A 23,738-nucleotide genomic window follows, 5' to 3' on the forward strand; every position below is an offset into this window, starting at 1 on the left:
CGCGCGCGATTGCATGACGGGAGGAGACCCCCATGAACAGCAGTACGACAGCCATCGACCCATGGTCCTCGGCTGAATTGGCTTTTTGTTGCAGCGCTTTTTGCGCGCTGCCTACGGAGGAGGAGAACCGTCCATGAATACCGCCTACAAGACCGTCTGGAACGCCGCGATCGGCGCATGGGTGGCCGTCTCGGAAACGACGCGCGCGCGGGGCAAGCGCAGCACCGGCCGGCGCGCGGGCCGCACGGCACGTCTCGTGGGGCTCACGAAGGTCGGCATGCTGGCGCCGCTCGCATTTTTCGCGACCAGCTTCTTTCCAGCGCAGGCGGTGTGCACGATTTTTCTCGCCGACGTGACCTGCAGCGGCGCCGCCAACCCGCTGGCGCCGGGCTATGCGAACGGCGCCAACAACCTGCAGATGGTGCTGAACCCCGGGGCAACCCTCGGCGTGTTGCAGGGCTTAAGTGGAAGCGCAGTGTCGCTGACGGGTTTCAGCGTCAGGCTCACGAACAACGGCCGGATCGACCCGCTGCTGTTCGGCAGCAACACCACGAAGCTGTCCACGGGCGTCGTGATGGGCAACGCCACCGAGGGCAGCACGATCATCGTCGTCAACAACGCGACGATAGGCGGCACCAGGCAGACGTCGGTCGGCCTGGACGGCCTGGCGCTCACGGTGCGCAACGGCATCAACGGCACCACGGTGATCACCAATGGCATCACGACGATCACCAATACGGGAACGATAACGACGGGGGCCATCCTCGGCGCGACGCTGGCCGCGGCCGATGCGGCCGTGGTCGCCGTCTATGGCGGCGGCCAGGTCAACATGGTGAACACGGACACCGGCACGATCACCGGCCGCATCGCGTTCGAGAGCGCGGCCAGCGGCGGCCACACCTTCACCAACGCGGGCACGATCGACGGCAGCGTTTCGCTCGGCACCGGGGAGCGCGACGACACCTTCTTCGCGGTCACAGGTTCGAGCATCACCGGCGGATCGGCCCCGGCCATCGCGGTGGCGACGCCGTCGGGCGGCAGCCTGAACTTCGCGGCTGGCGGCACGGTCGATGCGGGCCTCGGCGGCACCGACATGCTGGTGCTGCGCAACAAGGTGAGCGGTCCCGGTTCGGGCACTACCGGCACGGGGGAGATCAAGGCCGCGCAGTACTTGAACTTCGAAAACCTCCAGGTCGACAGCGGCACCTGGACCCTCGGCGGCGCGGTGGTCAGCGGCAGCGCCCGGCTCAACGGCGGCGTCGCGATCTTCGACAACGCGGGTGCCTTCGGTGCCGGCACGCTGACGGGCGACGGCGGCGCGATGCAGGCCGCGGTGAACGGCCTCACGCTGGCCCAGAACGTGAGCCTCCTCAGCGGCCTGATCGTGCAGGGCGACAACAGCTTCACGCTGGGCGGCACCGTCAGCGGTGGCGGCGGCCTCATCAAGAGCGGCACCGGCACGCTCACGCTGAACGGCATCAACAACTTCAGCGGCGGTTTCGCGCTCAACGGCGGCGGCGTGGCGCTGGGCAACGCGAGTGCGCTCGGCTCGGGCCTGTTCCTGGTCGGCGGCAATGTCGATCTCTACACCACCTTCACCGGCACGCTCAACAACCAGGTGCAGCTCAACGGCGCGCTGACGCTCGACGGGACGGGCACGCTGACCTTCGGCAATCTCATCTCGGGGGCTGGCAGCCTGACGGTGAACGGCAGCAACCTAGCACTGGCCGCCAGCAACACCTATGGCGGCGGCACGACGCTGGGCGGCGGCAGGCTGGACGTGGGCAGCAACACGGCGCTCGGCACCGGCGACCTCACCATCAACGGCGCCTCCGTGCTGACCGGCGCGGCCGGCGTGGCGCTCGCCAACAACGTGGTGCTCAACGACACGCTGAACTTCGGCGCGGGCGGCAGCGGCGGTGCGCTCACGCTCAACGGCGTGATCAGCGGCGCGGGCGGCATCAGCCTGGCCGGTGCGCCGGGCCTCACGCTGAACGGCGCGAACACCTTCACCGGTGGCTTCAACATCGGCGGCGGCGCGCTCACCGTGGGCAACGACGCCGCGCTCGGCAGCAGCGGCGTCACGGTCAGCGGCGCGAGTTCGCTCGCGTCGAACAAGTCGGTGAGCCTGGCCAACGACTTCCGCCTCAACGCCACGCTCGGCGTCGGCGGCAGCAACGACCTCGCGCTCAACGGCACCCTCACCGGCCTGGGCTTCCTCAGGAAGACCGGCGCGGGCCGCCTCACGCTGGGCGGTGCCAACACCTTCTCGGGCGGCGTGGACCTGCAGAGCGGTGCGCTGCGCGTGGGCACCAACACCTCACTGGGCCTGAATACGCTGACGGTGAGCGGCAACGCCGCGCTCGATGCGAACGCGAACGTGAACCTGAGCAACAGGGTGGTGCTCAACGCAGGCCTGGACATCGGCGGCGCGAACGACATCGGGCTCGGCGGGATCATTTCGGGCACCGGCCCCCTCTCGTACAGCGGCAGCGGCACGCTGACGCTGGCCAATGGCAACACCTGGACCGGTGGAACCACGCTCAAGAGCGGCACGCTGAACGTCGGCGACAACCACGCGCTGGGCCAAGGCGCACTCGCAGTGACCGGCAACGCGAACCTGCGCGCCAACGTGCCGGGTACCCTGCTGGGCAACGCCGTGACATTGGGCGCCGGCACGACGCTCAACGTGGATGGCACGAATCCGCTCGCGCTGATCGGCACGATCGACGGCGGCGGCGCGCTCGCGCTCAGCGGCCCGGGTGCGGTGGTGCTGGCCGGCGCCAACACCTACAGCGGCGGCACGACTGTCTCGGGCACCACGCTTGGGGTCTTCAACACGGCCGGCAGCGCCACCGGCAGTGGCGCCGTGCAGGTGCAGGCGGGCGGCGCGCTCACCGGCAACGGCAGCATCGCGGGCACGGTGAGCGTGGGCTCGGGCCTGCTGATGCCGGGCAACGGCGGCGCGGGCACGCTGACCGTCGGCGGCCTGAACCTCGCCGCCGACTCCGTCCTGAGCTACGAGCTCGGCGAGGCGGGTGTGGCGGGCGGCACGTTCAACGACCTGATCAACGTCAACGGCAACCTGCAACTGGATGGCACGCTCAACGTAAGCGAGACCGCCGGCGGCAAGTTCGGTGCGGGGCTGTACCGTCTCATCAACTACACCGGCACGCTGACCGACAACGGCCTGAACATCGGCAGTGCGCCCACGGATGCGAAGAACCTGCAGGTGCAGACCAGCGTCGCCAACCAGGTCAACTTGGTGAACACCGACGGCGCACCGCTCAACCTGTGGGACGGCGGCGATGCCGCCAACTTCAACGACGGCAAGATCGCAGGCGGCAGCGGCATCTGGCGCGCGGGTGGCTCGACGGCCAGCTGGACCGGCGTCGACGGCAAGCTCAACGCGGGCTGGCAGCAGGACGGCGTTGCGATCTTCAGCGGCACGGCGGGCACCGTCACCGTGGACAACAAGACCGCGAGCGGCCCGGTGCGCATCGGCGGCACGCAGTTCGCGGTCGACGGCTACGTGGTCAACGGCGATCCGCTCACGATCAATGCGGCGAACACCGTGGTGCGCGTGGGCGACGGCACCGCCGCGAGCGCGGGCATGACCGCGACCATCAATGCCGCGATCGGCGGCACGGGCGGGCTGGTCAAGGACGATGGCGGCACGCTGGTGCTGACCGGCAGCAACGGCTATGCGGGCGGCACGACGGTCAAGGGCGGCGTCCTGCAGATCTCGAGCGATGCCAACCTCGGCGCGTTCGGCACCGGCCTGGCGCTGGACGGCGGCACCTTGCGCATCGCCGCGGGCTCCGCGCCGTTCTTCAGCGCGCGTGCGCTGGGGCTCGGCGCAGGCGGCGGCACCATCGATCTGTCGAACAGCCTGTACGGCGTGGGCGGCCCCATCACCGGCAACGGCCTGCTCACCGTCACCGGCAAGGGCGGCACGTTCGGCCTTGTGGCGGCCAACAGCTACAGCGGCGGCACGGTGCTGAAGGACGGCGCGAGCATCACCACCACCGCGAGCGGCGTGCTGGGCAGCGGCGCGGTGCAGCAGCAGGGCGACGGCACGGTGCTCTCCTTGCTCGGCACGGCGAGCGCCGGCAGCAACGAATACACCGTGGGCCGCGCCGCGAGCACCGACAGCGGCAACACGCTGTCCTTCTCGCAGAGCGCCACTGCCGGTGCCGCGAAGATCACGCTCAACGGCACGGGCTGGGCGACCTCGGGCTCGAACGCGCTGCAGTTCAGCGGCGACGCCAGCGCGGGCACGTCCACCATCGCCAACCAGGGCGGCGCGATCGACATCCTCGGAAACGCGAGCGCCGGCACCGCGACGATCAGCAACGGCGACAAGAGCCTGCTGGCCTTCAGCCAGAACGCCTCGGCGGGCAGCGCGCAGATCACCAATCTCGCTGGCGGCGTGGTGCGCTTCGCCGACGATTCGACGGGCGCGCAGGCAACGGTCGGCAATGCCGCGGGCGGCGTGGTCGATGTCTCGGGTTCGACGGCCAAGACCGGCGTCGCGCTGGGTTCGCTCTCGGGCGCGGGCGGCGTCGTGCTGGGGGCCACGCGGCTCACGCTCGGCGGCCTGGGCGCCAGCGACACGATCTCCGGCACCGTCAGCGACAAGGGCAGCGTCTTCGGGCAGCCGGGTTCGGGCACGGGCGGCTCCATCGTCAAGGTCGGCGCCGGCACGCTCACCTTGAACGGCGCCAACAGCTACACCGGCGGCACCACGGTGGCGGCCGGCACGCTGAGCGTGAACAACGCCGGCGGCAGCGCGACCGGCACGGGTGCGGTGCAGGTACAGGGCGGCGCGACGCTCGCGGGCAACGGCAGCATTGCGGGCGCGGTCGGCATTGCCAAGGGCGGCGTGCTGTCGGCGGGCAACGGCGGCGTCGGCACGCTCACGCTCGGCAGCCTCAGCCTCGCCGACGGCGCGGTGCTCAACTACGACCTGGGCCAGGCCAACACGGCCGGCGGTCCGCTCAACGACCGGGTCCAGGTCAACGGCAACCTGCAGCTGGACGGCACGCTCAACGTGGCGCAGTCCAAGGGCGGCGCGTTCGGCGCGGGCATCTACCGCCTGATCGACTACACCGGCACGCTCACCGACAACGGCCTGGAGATCGGCAGCGCGCCCACGGCCGCGAAGAACCTGCAGGTGCAGACCTCGGTTGCGCAGCAGGTCAACCTGGTCAACCGTTCGGGGCTCTCGCTGAACTTTTGGGATGGCGGCAATGCAGGCAAATACAACGACGGCAACATCGCCGGCGGCTCGGGCACCTGGCGCGTGGGCGTGCCGGGCGACGGCTGGACCGGCGCCGACGGCAAGATCAACGCGGCCTGGGCGCAGGACCAGTTCGCAGTGTTCGGCGGCACGGGCGGCGCCGTCACGGTCGACAACGCGGGCGGCACCGTGCGCATCACCGGCGCGCAGTTCGCGGCCGACGGCTACGTGGTGCAGGGCGACGCGATCGAACTCGGCGCCTCGGGCACGGTGGTGCGCGTGGGCGACGGCTCGGGCACCGATGCCACGCGCAGTGCGACCCTGAACGTCGCGCTCACCGGAACGGGCGGGCTGGTCAAGGAAGACGTGGGCCGGCTGATCCTCGGCGGCGCCAACAGCTACACCGGCGGCACCACGGTGAAGGCCGGTGTGCTGCAGGGCAGCGCGACGAGCCTGCAGGGCGACATCGTCAACGACGCCGAGGTCGCCTTCGACCAGGACAAGACCACCGGCACCTACGCGGGCACCATGAGCGGCAGCGGCCGGCTGCGAAAGATCGGCAGTGGCACGCTGGTGCTGGGCAGCGCCAACACCCATGCGGGCGGCACTTTCGTGGATGCGGGCACGCTGGCCACCGACGTGACCGGCGCGCTCGGCAGCGGCGCAGCGAACGTGGCCGCGAGCGCCACGCTGCAACTGGGCGGCAGCTTCGACGCAGGCACCACCGCCATCGGCAACCAGGGCACGGTGCGCTTCCAGGACAAGGCGAACGCCGGCACCTCGACCATCACCAACGCCGCGGGCGGCGTGCTGGCCTTCGTGGGCGACGCCACGGCCGGCAAGGCCACGGTGATCAACCAGGCCGGGGCGCAGCTGCGCATCGACCAAGCCACCGGCGGGGTGAGCTTCGGCGCGCTCAGCGGCGCGGGCGAGGTCGTGCTCGGCGCCAAGGCACTCACGCTCGGCGCCAGCGGCGGCGACAGCACGCTGTCGGGCACCGTCAGCGGCACCGGCGGCTCTGTCGTCAAGGTCGGCGGCGGCACGCTCGTGCTGACGGGCGCCAACACCTACACCGGCGGCACCACGGTGGCGGCCGGCACGCTCCGCGTGAACAACACGAGCGGCAGCGGCACCGGAACGGGCGCGGTGCAGGTGCAGTCGGGCGCGACGCTCGCGGGCAGCGGCAGCATCGCGGGCGCGGTCACCATCGGCAAGGGCGGCATCCTCGCCGCGGGCAACAGCCCGGGCACGCTGACGGTCGGCACGCTCACGCTGGCGGGCGGCTCCGTACTGAACTACGAGCTCGGCCAGGCCGGCGTGCCGGGTGGCGCGCTCAATGACCTGATCAACGTCACGGGCGACCTGCAGCTGGACGGCACGCTGAACATCGCGCAGTCTGCCGGCGGCAGCTTCGGACCGGGCCTGTACCGGCTCATGAGCTACGGCGGCACGCTCACCGACAACGGGCTGGACATCGGCACCGTGCCCGCGCCCACCAAGCTGGCCGACCTCCAGGTGCAGACCTCGGTCGCGAACCAGGTCAACCTGGTCAACCGCGCCGGCCTGTCCCTCAACTTCTGGGATGGCGGCGACAGCACGAAGTACAACGACGGCCAGGTGGCCGGCGGCAGCGGCACATGGCGCGTGGGCAGTCCGGGCGATGGCTGGACCGACATGGACGGCAAGCTCAACGCCAACTGGGCGCAGAGCCAGTTCGCCGTGTTCGGCGGCAAGGCCGGCACCGTCACGGTGGATGGGGGCGGCGGCGCGGTACGCATCGCCGGTGCCCAGTTCGCCACCGACGGCTACGTGGTGCAGGGCGACGGCATCACGCTGGACAACGCCAACTCCGTGATCCGCGTGGGCGACGGCACGTCCGCGGGCGCGGCCATGACTGCGACCCTCAACGTCGCGCTCTCGGGCGCGGGCGGCATCTCGAAGGAGGACGCGGGCCGGCTGATCCTGGGCGGCGCCAACAGCTACACCGGCGGCACCACCGTCAAGGGCGGCGTGCTGCAGGGCAGCGTCACCAGCCTGCAGGGCAACATCGTCAACAACGCCGAGGTCGCCTTCGACCAGGACAAGACGGCCGGCACCTACGCCGGCGCGATGAGCGGTACCGGCAAGCTGCGCAAGATCGGCGCTGGCACCCTGACGCTGGCGAGCGCCAACAGCTACAGCGGGGGCACGCTGGTGGATGCGGGCACGCTGGCCACGGACACCAGCGGCGCATTGGGCACGGGCGCGGTAAGCATCGCCTCGGGCGCGGCGCTGCAGTTCGGCGGCAAGGCCGATGCAGGCAAGCTCGCCATCGTCAACCAGGGCACGCTGCGGCTGCAGGACGGCGCGAACGCCGCGAGCGCCAGCGTGACCAACGCGGCCGGCGGCCAGGTGCGCATCGACCTGGCCACCACCGGCGCGAGCATCGGCTCGCTCGGCGGCGCGGGCGACGTGGTGCTCGGCGCAAAAACGCTCACCACTGGCGCCATCGGCGACAGCACCGCGATCTCGGGCGCCATCACCGGCACCGGCGGCTCGCTGGTCAAGGTCGGCGCGGGCACGCTCACGCTCGCGGGCACGGCCAGCTACAGCGGCGAGACCCGCGTCGCCGCAGGCACGCTCAAGGCCGGCGCGGCCAACGCCTTCAGCGCGGCCTCCAGCGCCGTGGTGGCCAGCGGCGCCACGCTGGATCTCGCGGGCTTCAGCCAGACAGTGGCGGGCCTGAGCAACAGCGGTACCGTGGCGCTGGCCGGCGCCACGGCCGGCACCACGCTGACGGTCAACGGCAACTACGCCGGCAACAACGGCGTGCTGAAGCTGGCCACTGTGCTCAACAGCGGTGCGGGACCATCGGACCGGCTGGTGATCAGCGGCGGCGCGGCCAGCGGCAAGACCAGCGTGCAGATCACCAACCTGGGCGGCCTGGGCGCGCGCACCACGGGCAACGGCATCGAGGTGATCAGCGCGCGCAACGGCGCGACCACGACGGCGCAAACCACGAAGGACGCCTTCGCGCTCTCGGGCGGCCATATCGACGCCGGTGCCTTCGAGTACCGGCTGCACGCGGGCGATGCGAGCGGCGGCGGAGAGAACTGGTACCTGCGCACCGAGGCCGGGCCGGGCACACCGGGCACCTCGCCGGGCACGCCAGGCGCCGGGCTGCCGACCTACCGCGCCGAGGCCTCGTTGTTCGCGGCGCTGCCGAACCAGTTGCGCCAGGGCAACCTGGGCATGCTCGCAAGCCGCAGCCAGCGCATCGGCGACGACGATGTGCGCGGCAGCGCGGGCGCAACGCCGGGCACCGACGGCAACAACCGCCGCGCCTGGGGCCGGCTGATCTCCACCGACATGGACATCCGCCAGGGCGGCACCGTCTCGCCGCACAGCGAGGGCCGCGTGACCGGGCTGCAGGCCGGCACCGACCTGCTGGCCACGTCGGACTGGCGCGCCGGCATCTATGTGGGCCAGCTCGATGGCGACACCCGCGTCAGCGGCTTCGCCGGCGGGCTGTTGAACAACGCAACGGGCCGCAACGACTTGCGCAGCCAGTACCTGGGCCTGTATGGCACCTATGCCATCGAAGACGGCTTCTATGCCGACGCGGTGCTGCAGGCCGGCCGCCACCGCTACACGGTGCAGCCGCTGTTGAGCGCGGGCGTCTCGGGCAAGGGCAACAGCCTGCTGGCCTCGATCGAGGTGGGCAAGGCCTTCGCGATCGGCGCGAGCGGCTGGTCGGTGGAGCCGCAACTGCAGCTGATCCACCAGCGGCTGCGGCTGGACGACGTGTCCATCCCGGGCGCGCTCGTGCAGCAGGACGCCGACAGCGGCTGGATCGGCCGAGCGGGCGTGCGCATCAAGGGCAGCTTTGCGACCGGCGCGGGCACGCTGCAGCCGTATGCGCGTGTGAACGTCTACCGCAGTTCAAAGGGCAACGATGTCGCGCGCTTCGTGAACGCCGCGGCCATCACGCCGGTGGGGGCGCCGATCGGCGGCACCAGCACCGAGCTGGCGGCGGGCTTCACGTTGTCGGTGAGCCAGCGCACGAGCATCTACGGCGAGCTCGGCAAGCAGTGGGCCGCGGGCGGCGATGCGCGCGTGGGCAGCTCCATCAACGCGGCGGCGGGGGTGCGGGTGAAGTGGTGAGTTGAAACCGTCGGGGGATGCGCGACCGACCCGGTTCAGATCAGGTTGCGCATCGCCTGCGCCGTCTCGCGCAACACCGGCAGCACCCGCGCCACCGCGTCTTCCGAGCTCTCGTGCCCCATCGGCATCGTGATGTTCAGCGCGCCCACCAGCGTGCCGTGCCGGTCGCGCAGCGGCACTGCGATGCCGCGGGAGTTGAGGTCGAGCTGCTGTTCCGACAGCGCCCAGCCCTGCGCGCGAATACGCGCCAGCTCGAGCTTCATGCGCTCCATGCTCGCAATGGTGTGCGAGGTGAACACGGTGAGTTGCCGCGTCGCCAGCCACGCGTTCAGTTCGGCGTCGCTGCGCAGCGCGAGCATCAGCATGCCCGAAGCCGTGACCTGCGCCGGCACCCGCGCGCCCAGCACGTAGCCGGTGCTCATGCTGCGGTTGGGTCCGTTGCGCGCGATGTAGATCACCTCGTCGCCGTCCATCACGCTCAGGTAGGCGATCTCGTTGGTGCCGGCCGCCACGCGTTGCAGGAAGGGCTGCACCACGCGCGGCAGGCGGGCCGATTCGAGGTACGAGCGGCCCAGGCGCAGCACGCGCGGCGTGAGCCAGAACAGCTTGCCGTCGCTCGCCACGTAACCCATGTGCTGCAGCGTGAGCAGGTAGCGCCGGGCGGCGGTGCGCGTCATGTTCGTGCGCTGGCCGGCCTGGCTGGCAGTCAGGCGCGGGTTGGCGTCGTCGAAGGCTTCGATGATGCTCACGCCGCGCTCCAGGCCGGCGATCCAGTCGCGCTTGTCCAGGCCTGGGGGTGGGGTCTTGTCGTCCTTGCTCATGGTCGGAAGTGTGCCCCTGGCGAATGCCGGGGAGTCGGCATTCGATGGCGGTGAAAACCCTTGGTTTGATCGTTTATCAATTTTTATTGATCGATCATCGCGCGTTTCGTTAACTGTTGCGCTGCAAAGGTGAACCGATGGGGCTATAAAGCTCGGCATCCGACCTCCCAAAGAGCGATTGACGAACGGAAAGCATGCACATGAGCCATTCCATCAGCGGCAGCACCCAGGCTTACCTGATCCCGGGCGATCCGGTTCGCAATGTGCGGCTGCCGCGCATGTTCAACACCGCCTTCGCGCGCTTCGGCATCGACGCGGTGCTGTTGCCGATGCAGGTGCCGGTGCGCGACTTCGCGGTGTTCTTCAAGTCGGCCTTTCTGGCGCGCAACGTGCGGGGCATGGTGATCGCGCCGCCGCACAAGCCGCTGGTGGTCGACCTGCTCGACGGCTGCGGGCTGTTCGGCCGCGTGGCGGGCTCGGTCAACGTGGTGCGCCGCACCGAAGGCGACCAGCTCGAGGGCGACCTGTTCGACGGCGAAGGCCTCATCGGCGCGCTCGACCACTGCAACATTCCCTTTCGCGGCAAGCGCGTGCTGATCCTGGGCGCGGGCGTGAGCGCCGCGGCCATCGGCGTGGCGCTGGCCGAGGGCGGCACGGTGAATGGCGCGGAGCACATCGCCTTTCACGACACCGCAGCCGGCAAGGCGGCGGGCGTGGCCGCCAAGCTCGATGCCTTCTTCGATGCGACCGTGGTCGCCGCCGACAGCAACGCACCGGAAGGCTTCGACCTCGTGATCAACGCCACGCCGCTCGGGCTGGTCGAGGGCGATGCGCTGCCGGTCGACGTGACGCGCATGGAAAACCACGCGGCGCTGTTCGACATCCTGCTGCGCAACCAGCCCACGCCGCTGGTGCGTGCGGCGCGTGCGCGCGGGCTCAACGCACAGGCCGGCTTCGAGATGCTGATCCAGCAGATGCCGCATTACCTGCGCTACTTCGGCCACCTCGATGCGGCCGATGCGCTGCAGGCCGATGCGAACTTCCTGCGCGAAATCGTCTACCCGCCGGCGATGCAGGCCGAGATCGCGAACCCGCTGCGCTACCACTCGCCCAGTGTTGCCTGAGCTTCACTTTTCCAAAGAAACGGCTTTGATGATTTCCGGCAAGACAACGCTCATCGCCCACCTCGGCTATCCGACCGAGGCCTTCAAGGCGCCGATGATCTACAACCCCTGGTTCGACAAGCAGGGCATCGATGCGGTGGTGGTGCCGATGGGCGTGAAGCCCGAGGACTACGCGGCCACGCTGCCGCAGGTCTTCAAATTCAGCAACCTGCGCGGCGCGCTGGTCACCATGCCGCACAAGGTCACGACGATGAGCCTGGTGGACGAAGTGACGCCCACCGCGCGTGTCGCGGGCGCCTGCAACGCGATCCTCAAGCGCCCCGACGGCACGCTGCTCGGCGACCAGTTCGATGGCGCCGGCTTCGTGCGCGGCGTGGAGCGCAAGGGGCGACTCTTCAAGGGCACGCGGGTGCTGGTGTCGGGCACGGGCGGCGTGGGCTCGGCCATTGCGGCATCGATCGCGGCCGCGGGTGCCGCGGAGCTGATGCTGTTCGACATGAGCGATGCATCGGCAGAAGCGCTGGCTGCGCGGCTGCGCGAGCACTACCCGCAGATGAAGGTCGCCACCGGCTCGAAGGACCCGGCCGGCTACGACGTCGTCGTCAACGCCACGCCGCTCGGCATGAAGGACAGCGACCCGTTGCCCTTCGACGTGGACCGCATCGATGCGGCCACCTTCGTCGGCGAGGTCGTCATGAAGACCGAATACACGCCGCTGCTGCAGGCCGCGAAAGCCAAGGGCTGCGCTGTGCAGGTCGGCACCGACATGCTGTTCGAGATGATCCCGGCGTATCTCGAATTCTTCGGCTTCGGCACCGCGTCCCCCGAGGAACTGCGCGCCGTGGCCCAGCTGAAATATTGACGATCAACACCAGGGTTGCCGCATGAGTATTTTCGAAGGCTTTCTTTCCACATCCGAAACGCTGGGCGCCTTCAGCGACCGCGCGTTCGTCGACGCGATGCTGCGTTTCGAGGCCGCGCTCGCACGCGCGCAGGCGGCCGAAGGGTTGATTCCCGAGAGCGCTGCGCTGTCCATCGTCGGCAGCTGCAAGGTCGAGCTGTTCGACGTCGCCAAGATCGTGCGCGAGAGCGGCCGTGCGGGCAGCGTCGCGATTCCGCTGGTCAAGGCGCTGCGCGAAGCCGTGGGCCTGTTCAATGCCGAGGCCGCGCCCTTCGTGCATTTCGGCAGCACCAGCCAGGACGTGATCGACAGCGCGATGGCGCTGGTCACGCGCGAGGCGGTCGCGCTGATCGAGACCGACCTGTCCAAGGCCGTCAGCGCGCTGCTGCGCCTGGCGACCCAGCACGCCCAGACACCGATGCTCGCGCGCACGCTGATGCAGCCCGCCTCGGTCACCAGCTTCGGCTTCAAGTGCGCGGGCTGGGCCGCGCCGCTGGTGCGCAGCCGCGCCCGCCTGCGCGCCGCTGCGAAGCACGCGCTGCAGCTGCAGCTGGGCGGGGCCGTCGGCACGCTCGCGCAGATGAAGGGGCAGGGCGCCGCGGTGCGCAAACGCATGGCCCAGGAGCTGGGCCTAGGCGACCCGGGCGCGACCTGGCACACGCAGCGCGACGAATGGGTCGCGCTCGGCTGCGAACTCGGCCTGGTCACCGGGAGCCTCGGCAAGATCGCCGTCGACATCTCGCTGCTCGGCCAGTACGAAGTGGCCGAAGTCACCGAGCCCAGCGAACCCGGGCGCGGCGGCTCGTCGGCGATGCCGCACAAGCGCAACCCCGTGGCCTCGATGGTCGCCATCGCTGCCGCGCACCGCGTGCCCCAGCGCGTGGCGGCCTTGCTCGGCGCGATGCCGCAACAGCACGAACGTGCGCTCGGCGCCTGGCAGGCCGAACTGGCCGAATGGCCGCAGCTCCTGATGTCGGCGCACGGCAGCGTGCGCGCGATGGCGGGCGCATTGCCCGGCCTGCAGGTCGATGCCGCACGCATGCGGGCCAACATCGACCGGCTGCGCGCCGAGCTCCCGCGCGATGCCGCCGACGAATGGTTCGACCCCGCGCTCGCAGTGAACGCCGGCCAGATCGCGCTGGCCGAGGTGAAAGCGCTGCAGGCCAGACTCTCAGACAAGGAACACGCCCAATGACCGCCCCCGACAGCAACCCGTACGAAGACGGCCTCGTCAACCGCCGCCGCGTCCTCGGCGATGCCTGGGTCGACAAGTCGCTCGCCAACCGCAACGGCTTCAACGCCGAGTTCCAGGAGCTGATCACGCGCCACGCGTGGAACGACATCTGGGGCCGCCCGGCATTGGGCGACAAGACACGCCGCTACATGGTGCTGTCGATGATGCTGGGCATCCATGCGTACGAGGAGTTCGCGATGCATGTGCGCGCCGCGCTCGACGGCCCGCCCGAGTCGCGCCTGACACCCGACGACATCAAGGAAGTGATCATGATGGCCGCCATCTACTGCGGCGTGCCGGTGGCCAACCATGCGTTCGGTATTGCCACGAACATCCTGCGCGAGAAGGGTCTTCTGCCCGCCGCACCGCCTGCGCAGTGAACGCGCCGGTGGCCCGCAAGGGCCGGTTCGACGTCACGTTCACGCTGATGCTGCCGCTGCTCCTCGCGGCGCAGCCCGTGGCCACCGACAGCTACCTGCCGGCGCTTCCCGCGATTGCGAAAGAGCTCGGCTCGGCCAGCACCAGCCTCACGCTGTTCGTGCTGGCCTTCGGCTTTGCGCAGCTTCTGTGCGGCCCGCTCGCGGACCGCTTCGGCCGCCGGCCGGTGCTGCTCGCGGGGCTCGCCTGCTACGCCATTGCCGCGTTCGGCGGCGCCTTCGCGGGCAGCGTGGCGGTGCTTGCGGGCTGGCGCACGCTGCAGGGCTTTTCGATGGCGGCGATCCTCGTGTGTGCGCGCGCGGCGGTGCGCGATCTCTATCCCGCGCACGAAGGCCCGCATGTGATGGCGCGCGGCCTCACGGGGCTGGGCGTGGTCGGGTTGATGGCGCCATTGCTCGGCGCATGGCTGGTGCAGGGCGCGGGCTGGCGCTGGGTGATGGTCGCGATGGCGGTGTATGCCTCGCTGCTGTTCGCGATGTGCTGGCGCTCGTTCGGCGAAACGCGCAAGCCGCTGACGGGGGAATCGTCCGCGCCGCGCGGCAGCACGCGCGCGGTGTTCGCAAGCCGCTCGTTCCGCGCCTGGGCCTCGGTGGCGGCCACCACCTACGGCGGGCTCTTCTGCTTTCTGCTGCTCTCGCCGATGGTCTACATCGGCTACCTCGGCTGGTCGCCCGCGTGGTACGGGTGGATTCCCGCGGGCGGCTCGCTGGTCTACATCTTCAGCACCACCATGTGCCGCAGCCTGCTGCGCCGCTACGGGCCGGTACGCACCGTGCGGCTGGGCGCTTCGCTGAGCATGGCGGGCGCGGTCATCCAGGCACTGGGCTGCTGGCTCATGCCGCTGAGTGCCGTGCCGCTGCTCGCGGGCCATGCGGTGTACTGCCTCGGCCATGGCATCCACCAGCCCTGCGGCCAGGCCGGCGCGGTGGGCGACCTGCCGCACCTGGCGGGGCGCGCGGTGTCGTGGTCCGGCTTCGGCATGATGATGGTCGCGTTCTGCGTGGGGCAGGTTGCCGCGCTGTTTGTCGATAGCGATTACTCCCATGGCGCCTGGCCCATGGTCGTGCCGATGCTGGTGGCCGGCGCCGTGCTGCTGGCCATCGCCTTTCTCTGGCTCCCGCGTCTTCAACATCCCAAGCCTCCATAAAAAGGAAACCGCACCATGACCCCCCGCCTGAATGTCGTTCGCGAAGGCGAAGGCCCCTTCGTCGTGCTCAGCCATGCGCTGGGCTGCAACCTGCGCATGTGGGACGGCGTGGCCGCGCAGCTTGCGCGCGCCCACACGGTGATCCGCTACGACCATCGCAACCACGGCGGCTCGGAAGTGGTGCCGGGCGCGCTGCGCATCGAGACGCTGGCGCAGGACGCCGCCGAACTCATCCAGCGCGAAGCGCAGGGCGAGCCGGTGCACTTCGTCGGCCTTTCGATGGGCGGCATGACCGCGCAGGCGTTGGCGGTGCGGCACCCCGAGTTGCTGAAGACGGCGGTGATTGCGAATTCGTCCGCGCACTACCCCGACCAGGCGCCGTGGCGCGCGCGGGCCGAGACGGTGGCCGCCAAGGGCATTGAAGCCATCGCAGCGGGCGCTGTCTCGCGCTGGCTCACACCGGCCTATGCCGCGGGCTACGAAGGCGCCGCCGCGGCGAAGTCGCTGCACGACGCGCTGGTCGCGACCGATGCACAGGGCTACATCGAGAGCTGCAACGCCGTCGCCGCCATCGACTTCCGCGAGAGCAACCACCGCATCGCGGTGCCCACGCTGGTGATCGGCGGCCTGCAGGACGAGGCCACCCCGATGGACATGTCGCGCGCCATGGCCGCGGCGATCCCAGGGGCACGGCTGGCCACCATCGATGCCGCGCACCTGAGTGCGGTGGAGCGGCCTGCGGAGTTCGCACAGCTGCTGATCGATTTCTGGCGCAGTCTCTGAGAGCCCGTGAGGGCGCCTCAGACCTAGGTGAATCCCGTATTTCGTGCGATTAATGAACGAGTTCGTTCGTTAATCGCTCGGTCAATGCCTGATCTGGTTGTGGCGCTGGGCCAGGGTTCCTAAAGTCCACCCCCATGCATCGCTCCATCGCCACGGTCTCGCTCAGCGGCACCCTTCGCCAGAAGCTCGAAGCCGTTGCGGCCGCGGGTTTCGACGGCATCGAGCTGTTCGAGGCCGACTTCATCAACTTCAAGGGCACGGCCACCGAGCTGCGCAGCATCGTGGCCGACCTCGGCCTGTCCATCGATCTCTACCAGCCGTTCCGCGATTTCGAAGGCATGCCCGAGCCGCAGTTCCGCCGCAGCCTGGAGCGCGCCGAGCGCAAGTTCGACCTGATGGAGGCGCTGGGCGCACCGATGGTGCTGTGCTGCTCGAACACCTCGCCGCTGTCGGTCGACGACCCCGCGCTGGCCGCCGCCCAACTGCACGAACTCGCCGAGCGCGCCGCGCGCCGCAACCTGCGCGTGGGCTTCGAGGCGCTGGCCTGGGGCCGCCACACCTCGCTCTACGGCCAGGCCTGGAACATCGTGAAGCAGGCGGACCATCCGCACCTGGGGCTGATCCTGGACAGCTTCCACACGCTGTCGCTCAAGGACGACCCGGCGGGCATCGCCGACATTCCCGGCGACAAGATCTTCTTCCTGCAGATGGCCGATGCACCGCTGCTGGCCATGGACGTGCTGCAGTGGGCGCGCCACCACCGCTCGTTTCCGGGGCAGGGCGATTTCGACGTGACCGGGTTCTTCACCCAGGTGCTGCGCGCGGGCTACACCGGGCCGCTGTCGCTGGAGATCTTCAACGACATCTTCCGCGAGACGCCGAACCAGCGCACCGCGGTCGATGCGATGCGCTCGCTGCTGTACCTGGAGAGCGAGGCGCGCCAACGGCTGGACACCGCGCAGCCGCAGCGCGTGGAGCTGTTCAACCCGCCACCGGTGGCCGCGCTCTCGGGCCTGTCGTTCATCGAGTTCGCGGCCGACGAAGCTTCGGCGCTCATGCTCGACGCGCTGGTGCGGCAACTGGGCTTTCGCCGCATCGGCAAGCACCGCTCCAAGGCCGTGACGCTGTACCGGCAGGGCGAGATCAACTTCATCGTGAATGCGCAGCCCAACTCCTTCGCGCGCGGCCGCTTCGAGGCGCACGGCACTTCGGTGTGCGCGCTGGGCGTGCGCTGCGCCGATCCGCTCGCGGCAGTGGGCCGCGCAACCGCAATGCGCTCCAAGCGCCACGACAGCCCGGTCGGCCCGAACGAATTGCGCGTGCCGGCGGTGGTGGCGCCGGGCGGCAACCTCATTCACTTCGTGCCCGAGGCGCTCGGAGCCAACGGTTTGTACGAAGCGGACTTCATCCTCGAAGACGAGGTGCTTGCCGGCAACGATGCGGGGCTCCGGCAGATCGACCATGTCGCGCTCGGCCTCGCGCTCGACCAGCTCGACACCTGGGTGCTCTTCACCCGCGCCGTGCTCGGCCTGGAGCCCGGCGAAAGCCTGGAACTGGCCGACCCCTTCGGCCTCATTCGCAGCCGCGGCGTGGCCAATGCGGAGCGCAGCCTGCGCCTGGTGCTCAACGTGTCGCTGAGCCAGCGCACCCGCACCGCGCGCACGCTCAGCGTGACCGGCGGCGGCGCGGTGCACCACATCGCGCTGCGCTGCGACGACATCTTCGAGACGGCCGCGAAGCTGCGCGCCAACGGCACGCGCTTCGTGCCGATTTCGGACAACTACTACGACGACCTGGCCACGCGCACCGACCTCGCGCCCGAGCTGCTTGCACGCATGCGCGCCGCCGGCGTGCTGTTCGACCGCTCGCCGGCCGGCGACTACCTGCACATCTACACCGAGAGCTTCGAGGGCGGCCTGTTCTTCGAGGTCGCGCAGCGCGTGGGCGCCTACGACGCCTACGGTGCGCTCAACGCACCCGCGCGCATGGCATCGCAGGCGCAGGACTGATTTCTTTCCCCGTTCGTCACTGACTCATCACTGGATCATCACTGGAGACAACCCCATGGCCACTACAACAGCCAAAGAGCCCCAAGGCAGGCACCAGTCGAAGAAAGCCGCCGCAAGCGGCTGGATCGGCTCGGCGCTGGAGTACTACGACTTCTTCATCTACGCCACCGCAGCGGCGCTGATCTTTCCGCAGATCTTCTTCCCGAAGGGCGACCCGACCACCGCGATCATCGCGTCGCTCGCGACCTACGGCGTGGGCTATGTCGCGCGCCCCATCGGTGCCTTCGTGCTCGGCCACTGGGGCGACACGCACGGGCGCAAGCAGGTGCTGGTGCTGTGCATGTTCCTGATGGGCTTCTCGACCGTGGCCGTGGGCCTGTTGCCGACCTATGACCAGGTCGGCCTGCTGGCTCCGGTGCTGCTCGTGGTGCTGCGGCTCATCCAGGGCTTCGCGGTGGCCGGCGAGATCTCGGGCGCGAGCTCGATGATCCTGGAGCACGCGCCCTTCGGTCGCCGCGGCTTCTTCGCGAGCTTCACGCTGCAGGGCGTGCAGGCCGGCCAGATCCTGGCGGCCGCCGTGTTCCTGCCGCTCGCGCACTACATGCCCGAAGACGCCTTCAACGCGTGGGGCTGGCGCATTCCGTTCCTGCTGAGCTTTCTCGTCATCGTGGCCGGCTACATCATCCGCCGCGAGGTCGATGAGACGCCCGCCTTCGCCGAAGTGGACAAGAAGGGCGAAGTGGCGAAGTCGCCCATCGTGCAGGCCTTCACCGACAGCTGGGCCGACATGCTGCGCGTGGTCTGCATGGCGCTGATGAACGTGATTCCGGTGGTGGCCACCGTGTTCGGCGCCGCCTATGCGGTGCAGGCGGCCTACGGCATCGGCTTCCAGAAAGACGTGTACCTGTGGATTCCGGTGCTGGGCAACATCCTCGCGGTGCTGGTGATTCCGTTCGTGGGCAACCTCTCGGACCGCATCGGCCGCAAGCCCCCGATCATCGTGGGCGCGCTGGCCTCGGGGCTGCTGTCCTTCGTGTACCTGTATGCGATCAGCATCAAGAACGTGCCGCTCGCGATCTGCATGTCGCTCCTGATGTGGGGCATCGTTTACCAGGGCTACAACGCGACCTTCCCGAGCTTCTATCCGGAGCTGTTCCGCACCCGCAACCGCGTCTCGGCCATGGCCATCTCGCAGAACATCGGCACCACCTTCACCGCGCTGCTGCCCGCGCTGTTCGCCGCCGTGGCGCCTCCGGGCTCGACCAATGTGTGGCTCACGGTGGGCGCGATCACCTTCGCCGTGACCATCCTCGCCGCACTCGCCGCCATGAGCGCCCGGGAGACCTACCGCATCCACATGCGCGACCTGGGCAACCCGAACGCAGTGCCTGTGGACAAGGCCGAGTACGACCGCTTGCGGGAGCAGACGCTGTCCGATGCGCGGCTGGGCAAGGTCGCATCGGCCTGAAGACCTTTCGCGCACCATGGGTTGGGGTGCCGTGAAGAATGGCGCCCCATGACCACCTCTTCCTCCCACCTCAAGATCGACTTCGTCTCCGACGTGTCCTGCCCCTGGTGTGCCGTTGGCCTGAGTTCGCTCGAGGCGGCGCTCAAGCGGGTGGCACCCGATGTCACCGCGGAGCTGCACTTCCAGCCCTTCGAGCTGAACCCGCAGATGCCGCCCGAAGGCCAGGACACCTTCGAGCACCTGAACCAGAAGTACGGCTCCACGCGCGAGCAGCAGGCAGAGGCGCGCGAAATGATCCGCCAGCGCGGCGCGGCCGTCGGCTTCGAGTTCAGCCCCGAGGGGCGTCCCCGGGTCTACAACACCTTCGATGCGCACCGGCTGCTGCACTGGGCCGAACTCGAGAGCCCGGCCAAGCAGGCGGCGCTCAAGAAGCTATTGCTGAAGGCCTACTTCACCGACCGCCAGAACCCTTCGGACCCCGAGGTGCTGGTGCGCGCGGCCACCGAAGCGGGGCTCGATGCGGCGCGGGCCCGCGAGATATTGAACAGCGACGAATACGCGGCCGAGACCCGCGAACGCGAGCGCATGTACACCGATGCCGGCATCCACTCGGTGCCCGCGATCATCATCAACGACCAGCACCTGATCTCCGGCGGCCAGCCGGTCGAGGTGTTCGAGCGGGCGCTGCGCCAGATCGCGGGCGCTGCGCCACAGACCCTGTCCGTGGCCTGACTGCGGGGCGCGCGGGCGCCTTCTTTGCGCAGCGTTACGAAAGTAAAGAGCGTCAACTCGGGGCGGGGTGCAGTGGTTGAGAGGAGCATCCTCGTCACTGTCCCCAAGGAGTCCCATGAAGAAGAAAAGCCTGTTCGCCGCACTCGCACTGATGGCCGCGGTGTCCCTGCCGGCGCTAGCCGACGAATACGGCAAGCACCCTTTCTACCTGCACGCACTGTCCGACCTGCGCACGGCCGCGTGGCAGGTGGACCATCGCCGTCCTGAAGACGGGCAGGTCTCGCAGGACGAGCTGGTGGTGCACGACGAGATCCGCGCGGCCATCGGCGACCTGCAGCGCGCCGCGTGGCTCGACGGCAAGCCCATCGAGTGGCGCGAGCCGACCGACGTGTGGCTGCCGCGCGAAGGCCGGCTGCATGCGGCCATCGACCTGCTGCGCAAGGTTCGTTCGGACGTGGCGCGCGAAGAAGACGATCCGCGCTCGCGGCCGTTCCAGCAGCGCGGTCTGGCGCACGTCGACGTGGCCCTGAATGCCGCGCAGCACGCCGTGGGCGATGTTCGCCGCCACGACATGCGCCGGGAGTGAGGCCGGTGGCCGTCGCCGACTTGTGGTCGTTCCGCCGGGCGTCGATGGCGCTCGGCGCCTGCGCCCTGGCGCTGCTGGGCGCATGTGCCATCGCGCCGGGCAGTGATCGGGCGCTCGTCTCGGTCTCGCTGCCGTCCGCGCCGATCGATGAAGCCACGCGCCTGCGCTGGCTGGACCGGGTGAGCTGGGGCGCCAACGCCAGCAGCGATGCGCAACTCGCGCAACGCGGCCTTGCGCTGTGGATGCGCGACCAGCTGAACCCGCGCCCGGCGCCGCTGCCGCCCGCCGCGCAGGCGCAGATCGATGCGATGACGATCTCGCGCACACCGCTCGACCAGCTCGTGATCGGCCTCGACGCCCAGCGCAAGGCGGCCGATGCGCTGCCCGACGAAGAACAGAAGAAGGCTGCCCGGCAGGCCTACCAGCAGGAGCTGACCCGGCTCGCCCGCGAGGCGCAACAGCGCTTCGTGCTGCGCGCGCTGTACTCGCCCAACCAGCTGCAGGAGCAGATGACCTGGTTCTGGATGAACCACTTCAACGTCAACCTGCGCAAGGACAACATCCGCGCGCTCGTGGGCGACTACGAAGAAAACGCGATCCGCCCGCACGCCCTCGGCAAGTTCCGCGACCTGCTCGGTGCCACGCTGCACCACCCCGCGATGCTGCGCTACCTGGACAACGCGCAGAACGCCGCCAACCGCATCAACGAGAACTACGCGCGCGAGCTGATGGAACTGCACACGCTGGGCGTGGGCGGCGGCTACTCGCAGGCCGATGTGCAGGAGCTGGCGCGCGTGCTCACCGGCGTGGGCGTGAGCCTGCAGCCATTGGACGCGCCGCTCCCGAACATCCGGCCCGCCGTGCGCGCGGACTATGTGCGCAAGGGGCTCTTCGAGTTCAACCCGAACCGGCATGACTACGGTGCCAAGACGCTGTTGGGGCAGCCGATCCAGGCACGCGGCCTGGCCGAAGCCGACGAGGCGCTCGACCGCCTGGCGCGCGCGCCGGCTACCGCGCGTTTCATCTCGCGCAAGCTCGCGGTGTACTTCGCGGCCGACGAGCCGCCGGCCGCGCTCATCGACCGCATGGCCTCGGCCTTCACGCGCAGCGATGGCGACATCGCGGTCACACTGAAGGCGCTGTTCGAATCGCCCGAATTCGCCGCTTCGCTCGGCCGCAAGTTCCGCGACCCGGTGCACTACGTGATGGCAGGTGTGCGGCTGGCGTACGACGATCGCGTGGTGCTCGACGTCAACCCGATGCTGAACTGGATCAATCGCATGGGCGAGCCGCTGTATGGGCACGAGACGCCCGATGGCTATCCGCTCAACGAAGCCGCGTGGGCGAGCGCGGGGCAGATGAACACGCGATTCGAAATCGCGCGGGCCATTGGCGCGAATGGCGCGGTGCTCTTCCGCGCCGACGACAAGGCGCCGCTGGAGAAGCCCGCGTTTCCGCAACTGGCGGAGTCGAAAGCGGTGCGCGCGATGCAGCCCGGCATGAGCGCGGACACGCGCGAGGCGCTGGCGCAGGCGAAGACGCCGCAGGAATGGAACACCTTCCTGCTTGCTTCGCCCGAGCTGATGCGCCGCTGAGGTTTGGTTTTTTCTCCCCCCTTCCGGGGGAGGGCAGGGGTGGGGGCAAGGCGTTCGATGAATCACAGCGCTTCATCAAGAGCCGCCGTGCCCCCATCCCAGCCTTCCCCCGGAAGGGGAAGGAGCAAGGCAGAACAAAGAAAGGACATGGTCATGCAACGTCGAGAACTCCTGAAGCTCATGGCCGCCGCCCCCTTCGCGGGCGCCGCCGGCCAACTGATCGCCGCACCCGCCGCCGAAGGCGCCAAGCTGCTCGTCGTGTTCCTGCGCGGCGCCTACGATTGCGCCAACCTGCTGGTGCCCACCGCCAGCGATTTCTACTACGCCTCGCGCCCCAACATCGCCATCGCGCGCCCCGGCCAGTCAGGCGGTGCGCTGCCGCTCGATGGCAACTGGGGCCTGCACCCCGCGCTCGCGCAAAGCGTGATGCCGCTCTTCCAGCAGAAGCAGGCCTCGTTCATCGCCTTCGCGGGCACCGACGACCTCACGCGCAGCCACTTCGAAACGCAGGACAGCATCGAGCTCGGCCAGGCACTCGACAAGCGGCGGGACTACCGCTCGGGTTTTCTCAACCGCCTGGCCGGTGTGCTCGGCGGCGGCCCGGTGACCGATGTGTCGCCCATCGCTTTCACCGACCAGTTGCCCATTGCGCTGCGCGGCGACGCCAAGGCCGCCAACATGGCGCTCGCGGGCAATGCGCGCTCGGGCATCGATGCGCGGCAGAGCCAGATCATCGCATCCATGTACCGCAACACGCCGCTCGCGCAGCCGGTCGCTGAAGGCTTCCAGGTGCGCGACGAAGTCATGCGCGCAGTGCAGGCCGAGATGGACGCGGCCAGCCGCAATGCGATGACCGCCAAGGGCTTCGAGCTCGTCGCGCGCCGCATGGCCGTGCTGATGCGCGACCGCTTCGACCTCGGCTTCGTCGACGTCGGCGGCTGGGACACGCACGTGGGGCAGGGCGCCGCGACCGGCTACCTCGCCAACCGTTTTGAAGAACTGGGCCGCGGCGTCGCCGGCTTCGCACAGGAGATGGGCGAAGACGCCTGGCGCCAGACCGTGGTGGTCGTCATCAGCGAGTTCGGCCGCACCTTCCGCGAGAACGGCAACCGCGGAACCGACCACGGACACGGCACCGTCTACTGGGTGCTCGGCGGCGGCCTCTCGGCCGAGGCCGGCGGGCGCATCGTCGGCGAGCAGCAGGCGCTGACGCAGGCCACGCTGTTCCAGAACCGCGACTACCCGGTGCTCAACGAATACCGGGCGGTGTTCGGTGGGTTGTTCCAGCGGATGTATGGCTTGTCGCCTGCGCAGCTGGGGCGTGTGTTCGAGGGCGTGGCGCCACGGGATCTGCGGTTGGTCTGACCGACGCGCGGCGAGTCATGTTCGCATCGGCCCGTTCGCGAAAGCAATGGTCTTCGGCTCCAGGAATGCCTCCATGCCGAAGACGCCGAACTCCCTGCCGATGCCCGACTGCTTGACGCCGCCGAAGGGCGCGATCAGCTCGGGTGCGAT

The 23,738-nt window shown here is 69.5% G+C and carries 15 protein-coding genes; 13 read left to right on the plus strand and 2 right to left on the minus strand.

The features are described 5' to 3' along the window. The first annotated feature begins 133 nt into the window (after positions 1-133). A complete protein-coding gene (locus M2282_RS17385) occupies positions 134-9,385 on the plus strand; it encodes an autotransporter-associated beta strand repeat-containing protein (RefSeq protein WP_280810025.1) in 9,252 nt (3,083 codons plus the stop codon). 35 nt (positions 9,386-9,420) lie between these two features. On the opposite strand, the gene M2282_RS17390 is transcribed toward M2282_RS17385, so the two are convergent. Continuing rightward, positions 9,421-10,206, minus strand: a complete 786-nt coding sequence (locus tag M2282_RS17390; protein WP_280810026.1) for an IclR family transcriptional regulator domain-containing protein — start codon at positions 10,204-10,206, stop codon at positions 9,421-9,423. Positions 10,207-10,406: 200 nt separating this feature from the next. On the opposite strand from M2282_RS17390, the gene M2282_RS17395 reads away from it, so the two are divergent. The 12 genes from M2282_RS17395 to M2282_RS17450 all read left to right on the plus strand — a co-directional run bounded on the left by M2282_RS17395 (position 10,407) and on the right by M2282_RS17450 (position 23,588). Next, positions 10,407-11,330: a shikimate dehydrogenase family protein gene (locus M2282_RS17395; protein ID WP_280810027.1), complete on the plus strand. Its 924-nt coding sequence runs from the start codon at positions 10,407-10,409 to the stop codon at positions 11,328-11,330. Between the two features lie 28 nt (positions 11,331-11,358). Continuing rightward, positions 11,359-12,192: a shikimate dehydrogenase family protein gene (locus tag M2282_RS17400; protein WP_280810028.1), complete on the plus strand. Its 834-nt coding sequence runs from the start codon at positions 11,359-11,361 to the stop codon at positions 12,190-12,192. 22 nt (positions 12,193-12,214) lie between these two features. Further along, positions 12,215-13,426: a 3-carboxy-cis,cis-muconate cycloisomerase gene (gene pcaB, locus M2282_RS17405; RefSeq protein ID WP_280810029.1), complete on the plus strand. Its 1,212-nt coding sequence runs from the start codon at positions 12,215-12,217 to the stop codon at positions 13,424-13,426. Then, positions 13,423-13,845 carry a carboxymuconolactone decarboxylase family protein gene (locus M2282_RS17410; protein ID WP_280810030.1) on the plus strand — a complete coding sequence of 141 codons (423 nt, stop codon included), beginning with the start codon at positions 13,423-13,425 and terminating at the stop codon, positions 13,843-13,845. The genes pcaB and M2282_RS17410 overlap by 4 nt, the downstream gene beginning before the upstream one ends. 47 nt (positions 13,846-13,892) lie before the next feature. Then, complete coding sequence (locus M2282_RS17415) at positions 13,893-15,050, plus strand: MFS transporter (RefSeq protein ID WP_280810047.1); 1,158 nt, start codon at positions 13,893-13,895, stop codon at positions 15,048-15,050. A gap of 15 nt (positions 15,051-15,065) precedes the next feature. Beyond that, positions 15,066-15,833: an alpha/beta fold hydrolase gene (locus M2282_RS17420; protein WP_280810031.1), complete on the plus strand. Its 768-nt coding sequence runs from the start codon at positions 15,066-15,068 to the stop codon at positions 15,831-15,833. A 134-nt stretch (positions 15,834-15,967) separates the two neighbouring features. Then, positions 15,968-17,842: a bifunctional sugar phosphate isomerase/epimerase/4-hydroxyphenylpyruvate dioxygenase family protein gene (locus M2282_RS17425; RefSeq protein WP_280810032.1), complete on the plus strand. Its 1,875-nt coding sequence runs from the start codon at positions 15,968-15,970 to the stop codon at positions 17,840-17,842. Between the two features lie 55 nt (positions 17,843-17,897). Further along, a complete protein-coding gene (locus tag M2282_RS17430) occupies positions 17,898-19,310 on the plus strand; it encodes an MFS transporter (protein ID WP_280810033.1) in 1,413 nt (470 codons plus the stop codon). Positions 19,311-19,358: 48 nt separating this feature from the next. Then, positions 19,359-20,042 (plus strand): DsbA family oxidoreductase, encoded by a 684-nt coding sequence (locus M2282_RS17435; protein WP_280810034.1) that lies wholly within the window; start codon positions 19,359-19,361, stop codon positions 20,040-20,042. A gap of 115 nt (positions 20,043-20,157) precedes the next feature. Further along, complete coding sequence (locus M2282_RS17440; protein WP_280810035.1) at positions 20,158-20,628, plus strand: hypothetical protein; 471 nt, start codon at positions 20,158-20,160, stop codon at positions 20,626-20,628. A gap of 44 nt (positions 20,629-20,672) precedes the next feature. Further along, positions 20,673-22,223, plus strand: coding sequence for a DUF1800 domain-containing protein (locus M2282_RS17445; protein ID WP_280810048.1), 1,551 nt, complete (start codon positions 20,673-20,675; stop codon positions 22,221-22,223). A gap of 153 nt (positions 22,224-22,376) precedes the next feature. After that, on the plus strand, positions 22,377-23,588 hold the full coding sequence (locus M2282_RS17450) for a DUF1501 domain-containing protein (RefSeq protein WP_280810036.1): 1,212 nt from the start codon (positions 22,377-22,379) through the stop codon (positions 23,586-23,588). A gap of 15 nt (positions 23,589-23,603) precedes the next feature. On the opposite strand, the gene M2282_RS17455 is transcribed toward M2282_RS17450, so the two are convergent. Beyond that, positions 23,604-23,738 (minus strand): aldehyde dehydrogenase family protein (locus M2282_RS17455; protein ID WP_280810049.1); only part of this gene is annotated, 135 nt, incomplete at its 5' end.

The sequence above is a fragment of the Variovorax boronicumulans genome, assembly GCF_029892485.1.
In the GTDB taxonomy this organism is placed as follows: Bacteria; Pseudomonadota; Gammaproteobacteria; order Burkholderiales; family Burkholderiaceae_C; genus Variovorax; species Variovorax boronicumulans_B.

What these genes read in the sequence shown, in the direction of transcription:
- M2282_RS17385 (WP_280810025.1), top strand. Translation starts at nt 134, where the DNA reads ATGAATACCGCCTACAAGACCGTCTGGAACGCCGCGATCGGCGCATGG.
- M2282_RS17390 (WP_280810026.1), bottom strand. Translation starts at nt 10,206, where the DNA reads ATGAGCAAGGACGACAAGACCCCACCCCCAGGCCTGGACAAGCGCGAC.
- M2282_RS17395 (WP_280810027.1), top strand. Translation starts at nt 10,407, where the DNA reads ATGAGCCATTCCATCAGCGGCAGCACCCAGGCTTACCTGATCCCGGGC.
- M2282_RS17400 (WP_280810028.1), top strand. Translation starts at nt 11,359, where the DNA reads ATGATTTCCGGCAAGACAACGCTCATCGCCCACCTCGGCTATCCGACC.
- pcaB (WP_280810029.1), top strand. Translation starts at nt 12,215, where the DNA reads ATGAGTATTTTCGAAGGCTTTCTTTCCACATCCGAAACGCTGGGCGCC.
- M2282_RS17410 (WP_280810030.1), top strand. Translation starts at nt 13,423, where the DNA reads ATGACCGCCCCCGACAGCAACCCGTACGAAGACGGCCTCGTCAACCGC.
- M2282_RS17415 (WP_280810047.1), top strand. Translation starts at nt 13,893, where the DNA reads ATGCTGCCGCTGCTCCTCGCGGCGCAGCCCGTGGCCACCGACAGCTAC.
- M2282_RS17420 (WP_280810031.1), top strand. Translation starts at nt 15,066, where the DNA reads ATGACCCCCCGCCTGAATGTCGTTCGCGAAGGCGAAGGCCCCTTCGTC.
- M2282_RS17425 (WP_280810032.1), top strand. Translation starts at nt 15,968, where the DNA reads ATGCATCGCTCCATCGCCACGGTCTCGCTCAGCGGCACCCTTCGCCAG.
- M2282_RS17430 (WP_280810033.1), top strand. Translation starts at nt 17,898, where the DNA reads ATGGCCACTACAACAGCCAAAGAGCCCCAAGGCAGGCACCAGTCGAAG.
- M2282_RS17435 (WP_280810034.1), top strand. Translation starts at nt 19,359, where the DNA reads ATGACCACCTCTTCCTCCCACCTCAAGATCGACTTCGTCTCCGACGTG.
- M2282_RS17440 (WP_280810035.1), top strand. Translation starts at nt 20,158, where the DNA reads ATGAAGAAGAAAAGCCTGTTCGCCGCACTCGCACTGATGGCCGCGGTG.
- M2282_RS17445 (WP_280810048.1), top strand. Translation starts at nt 20,673, where the DNA reads ATGGCGCTCGGCGCCTGCGCCCTGGCGCTGCTGGGCGCATGTGCCATC.
- M2282_RS17450 (WP_280810036.1), top strand. Translation starts at nt 22,377, where the DNA reads ATGCAACGTCGAGAACTCCTGAAGCTCATGGCCGCCGCCCCCTTCGCG.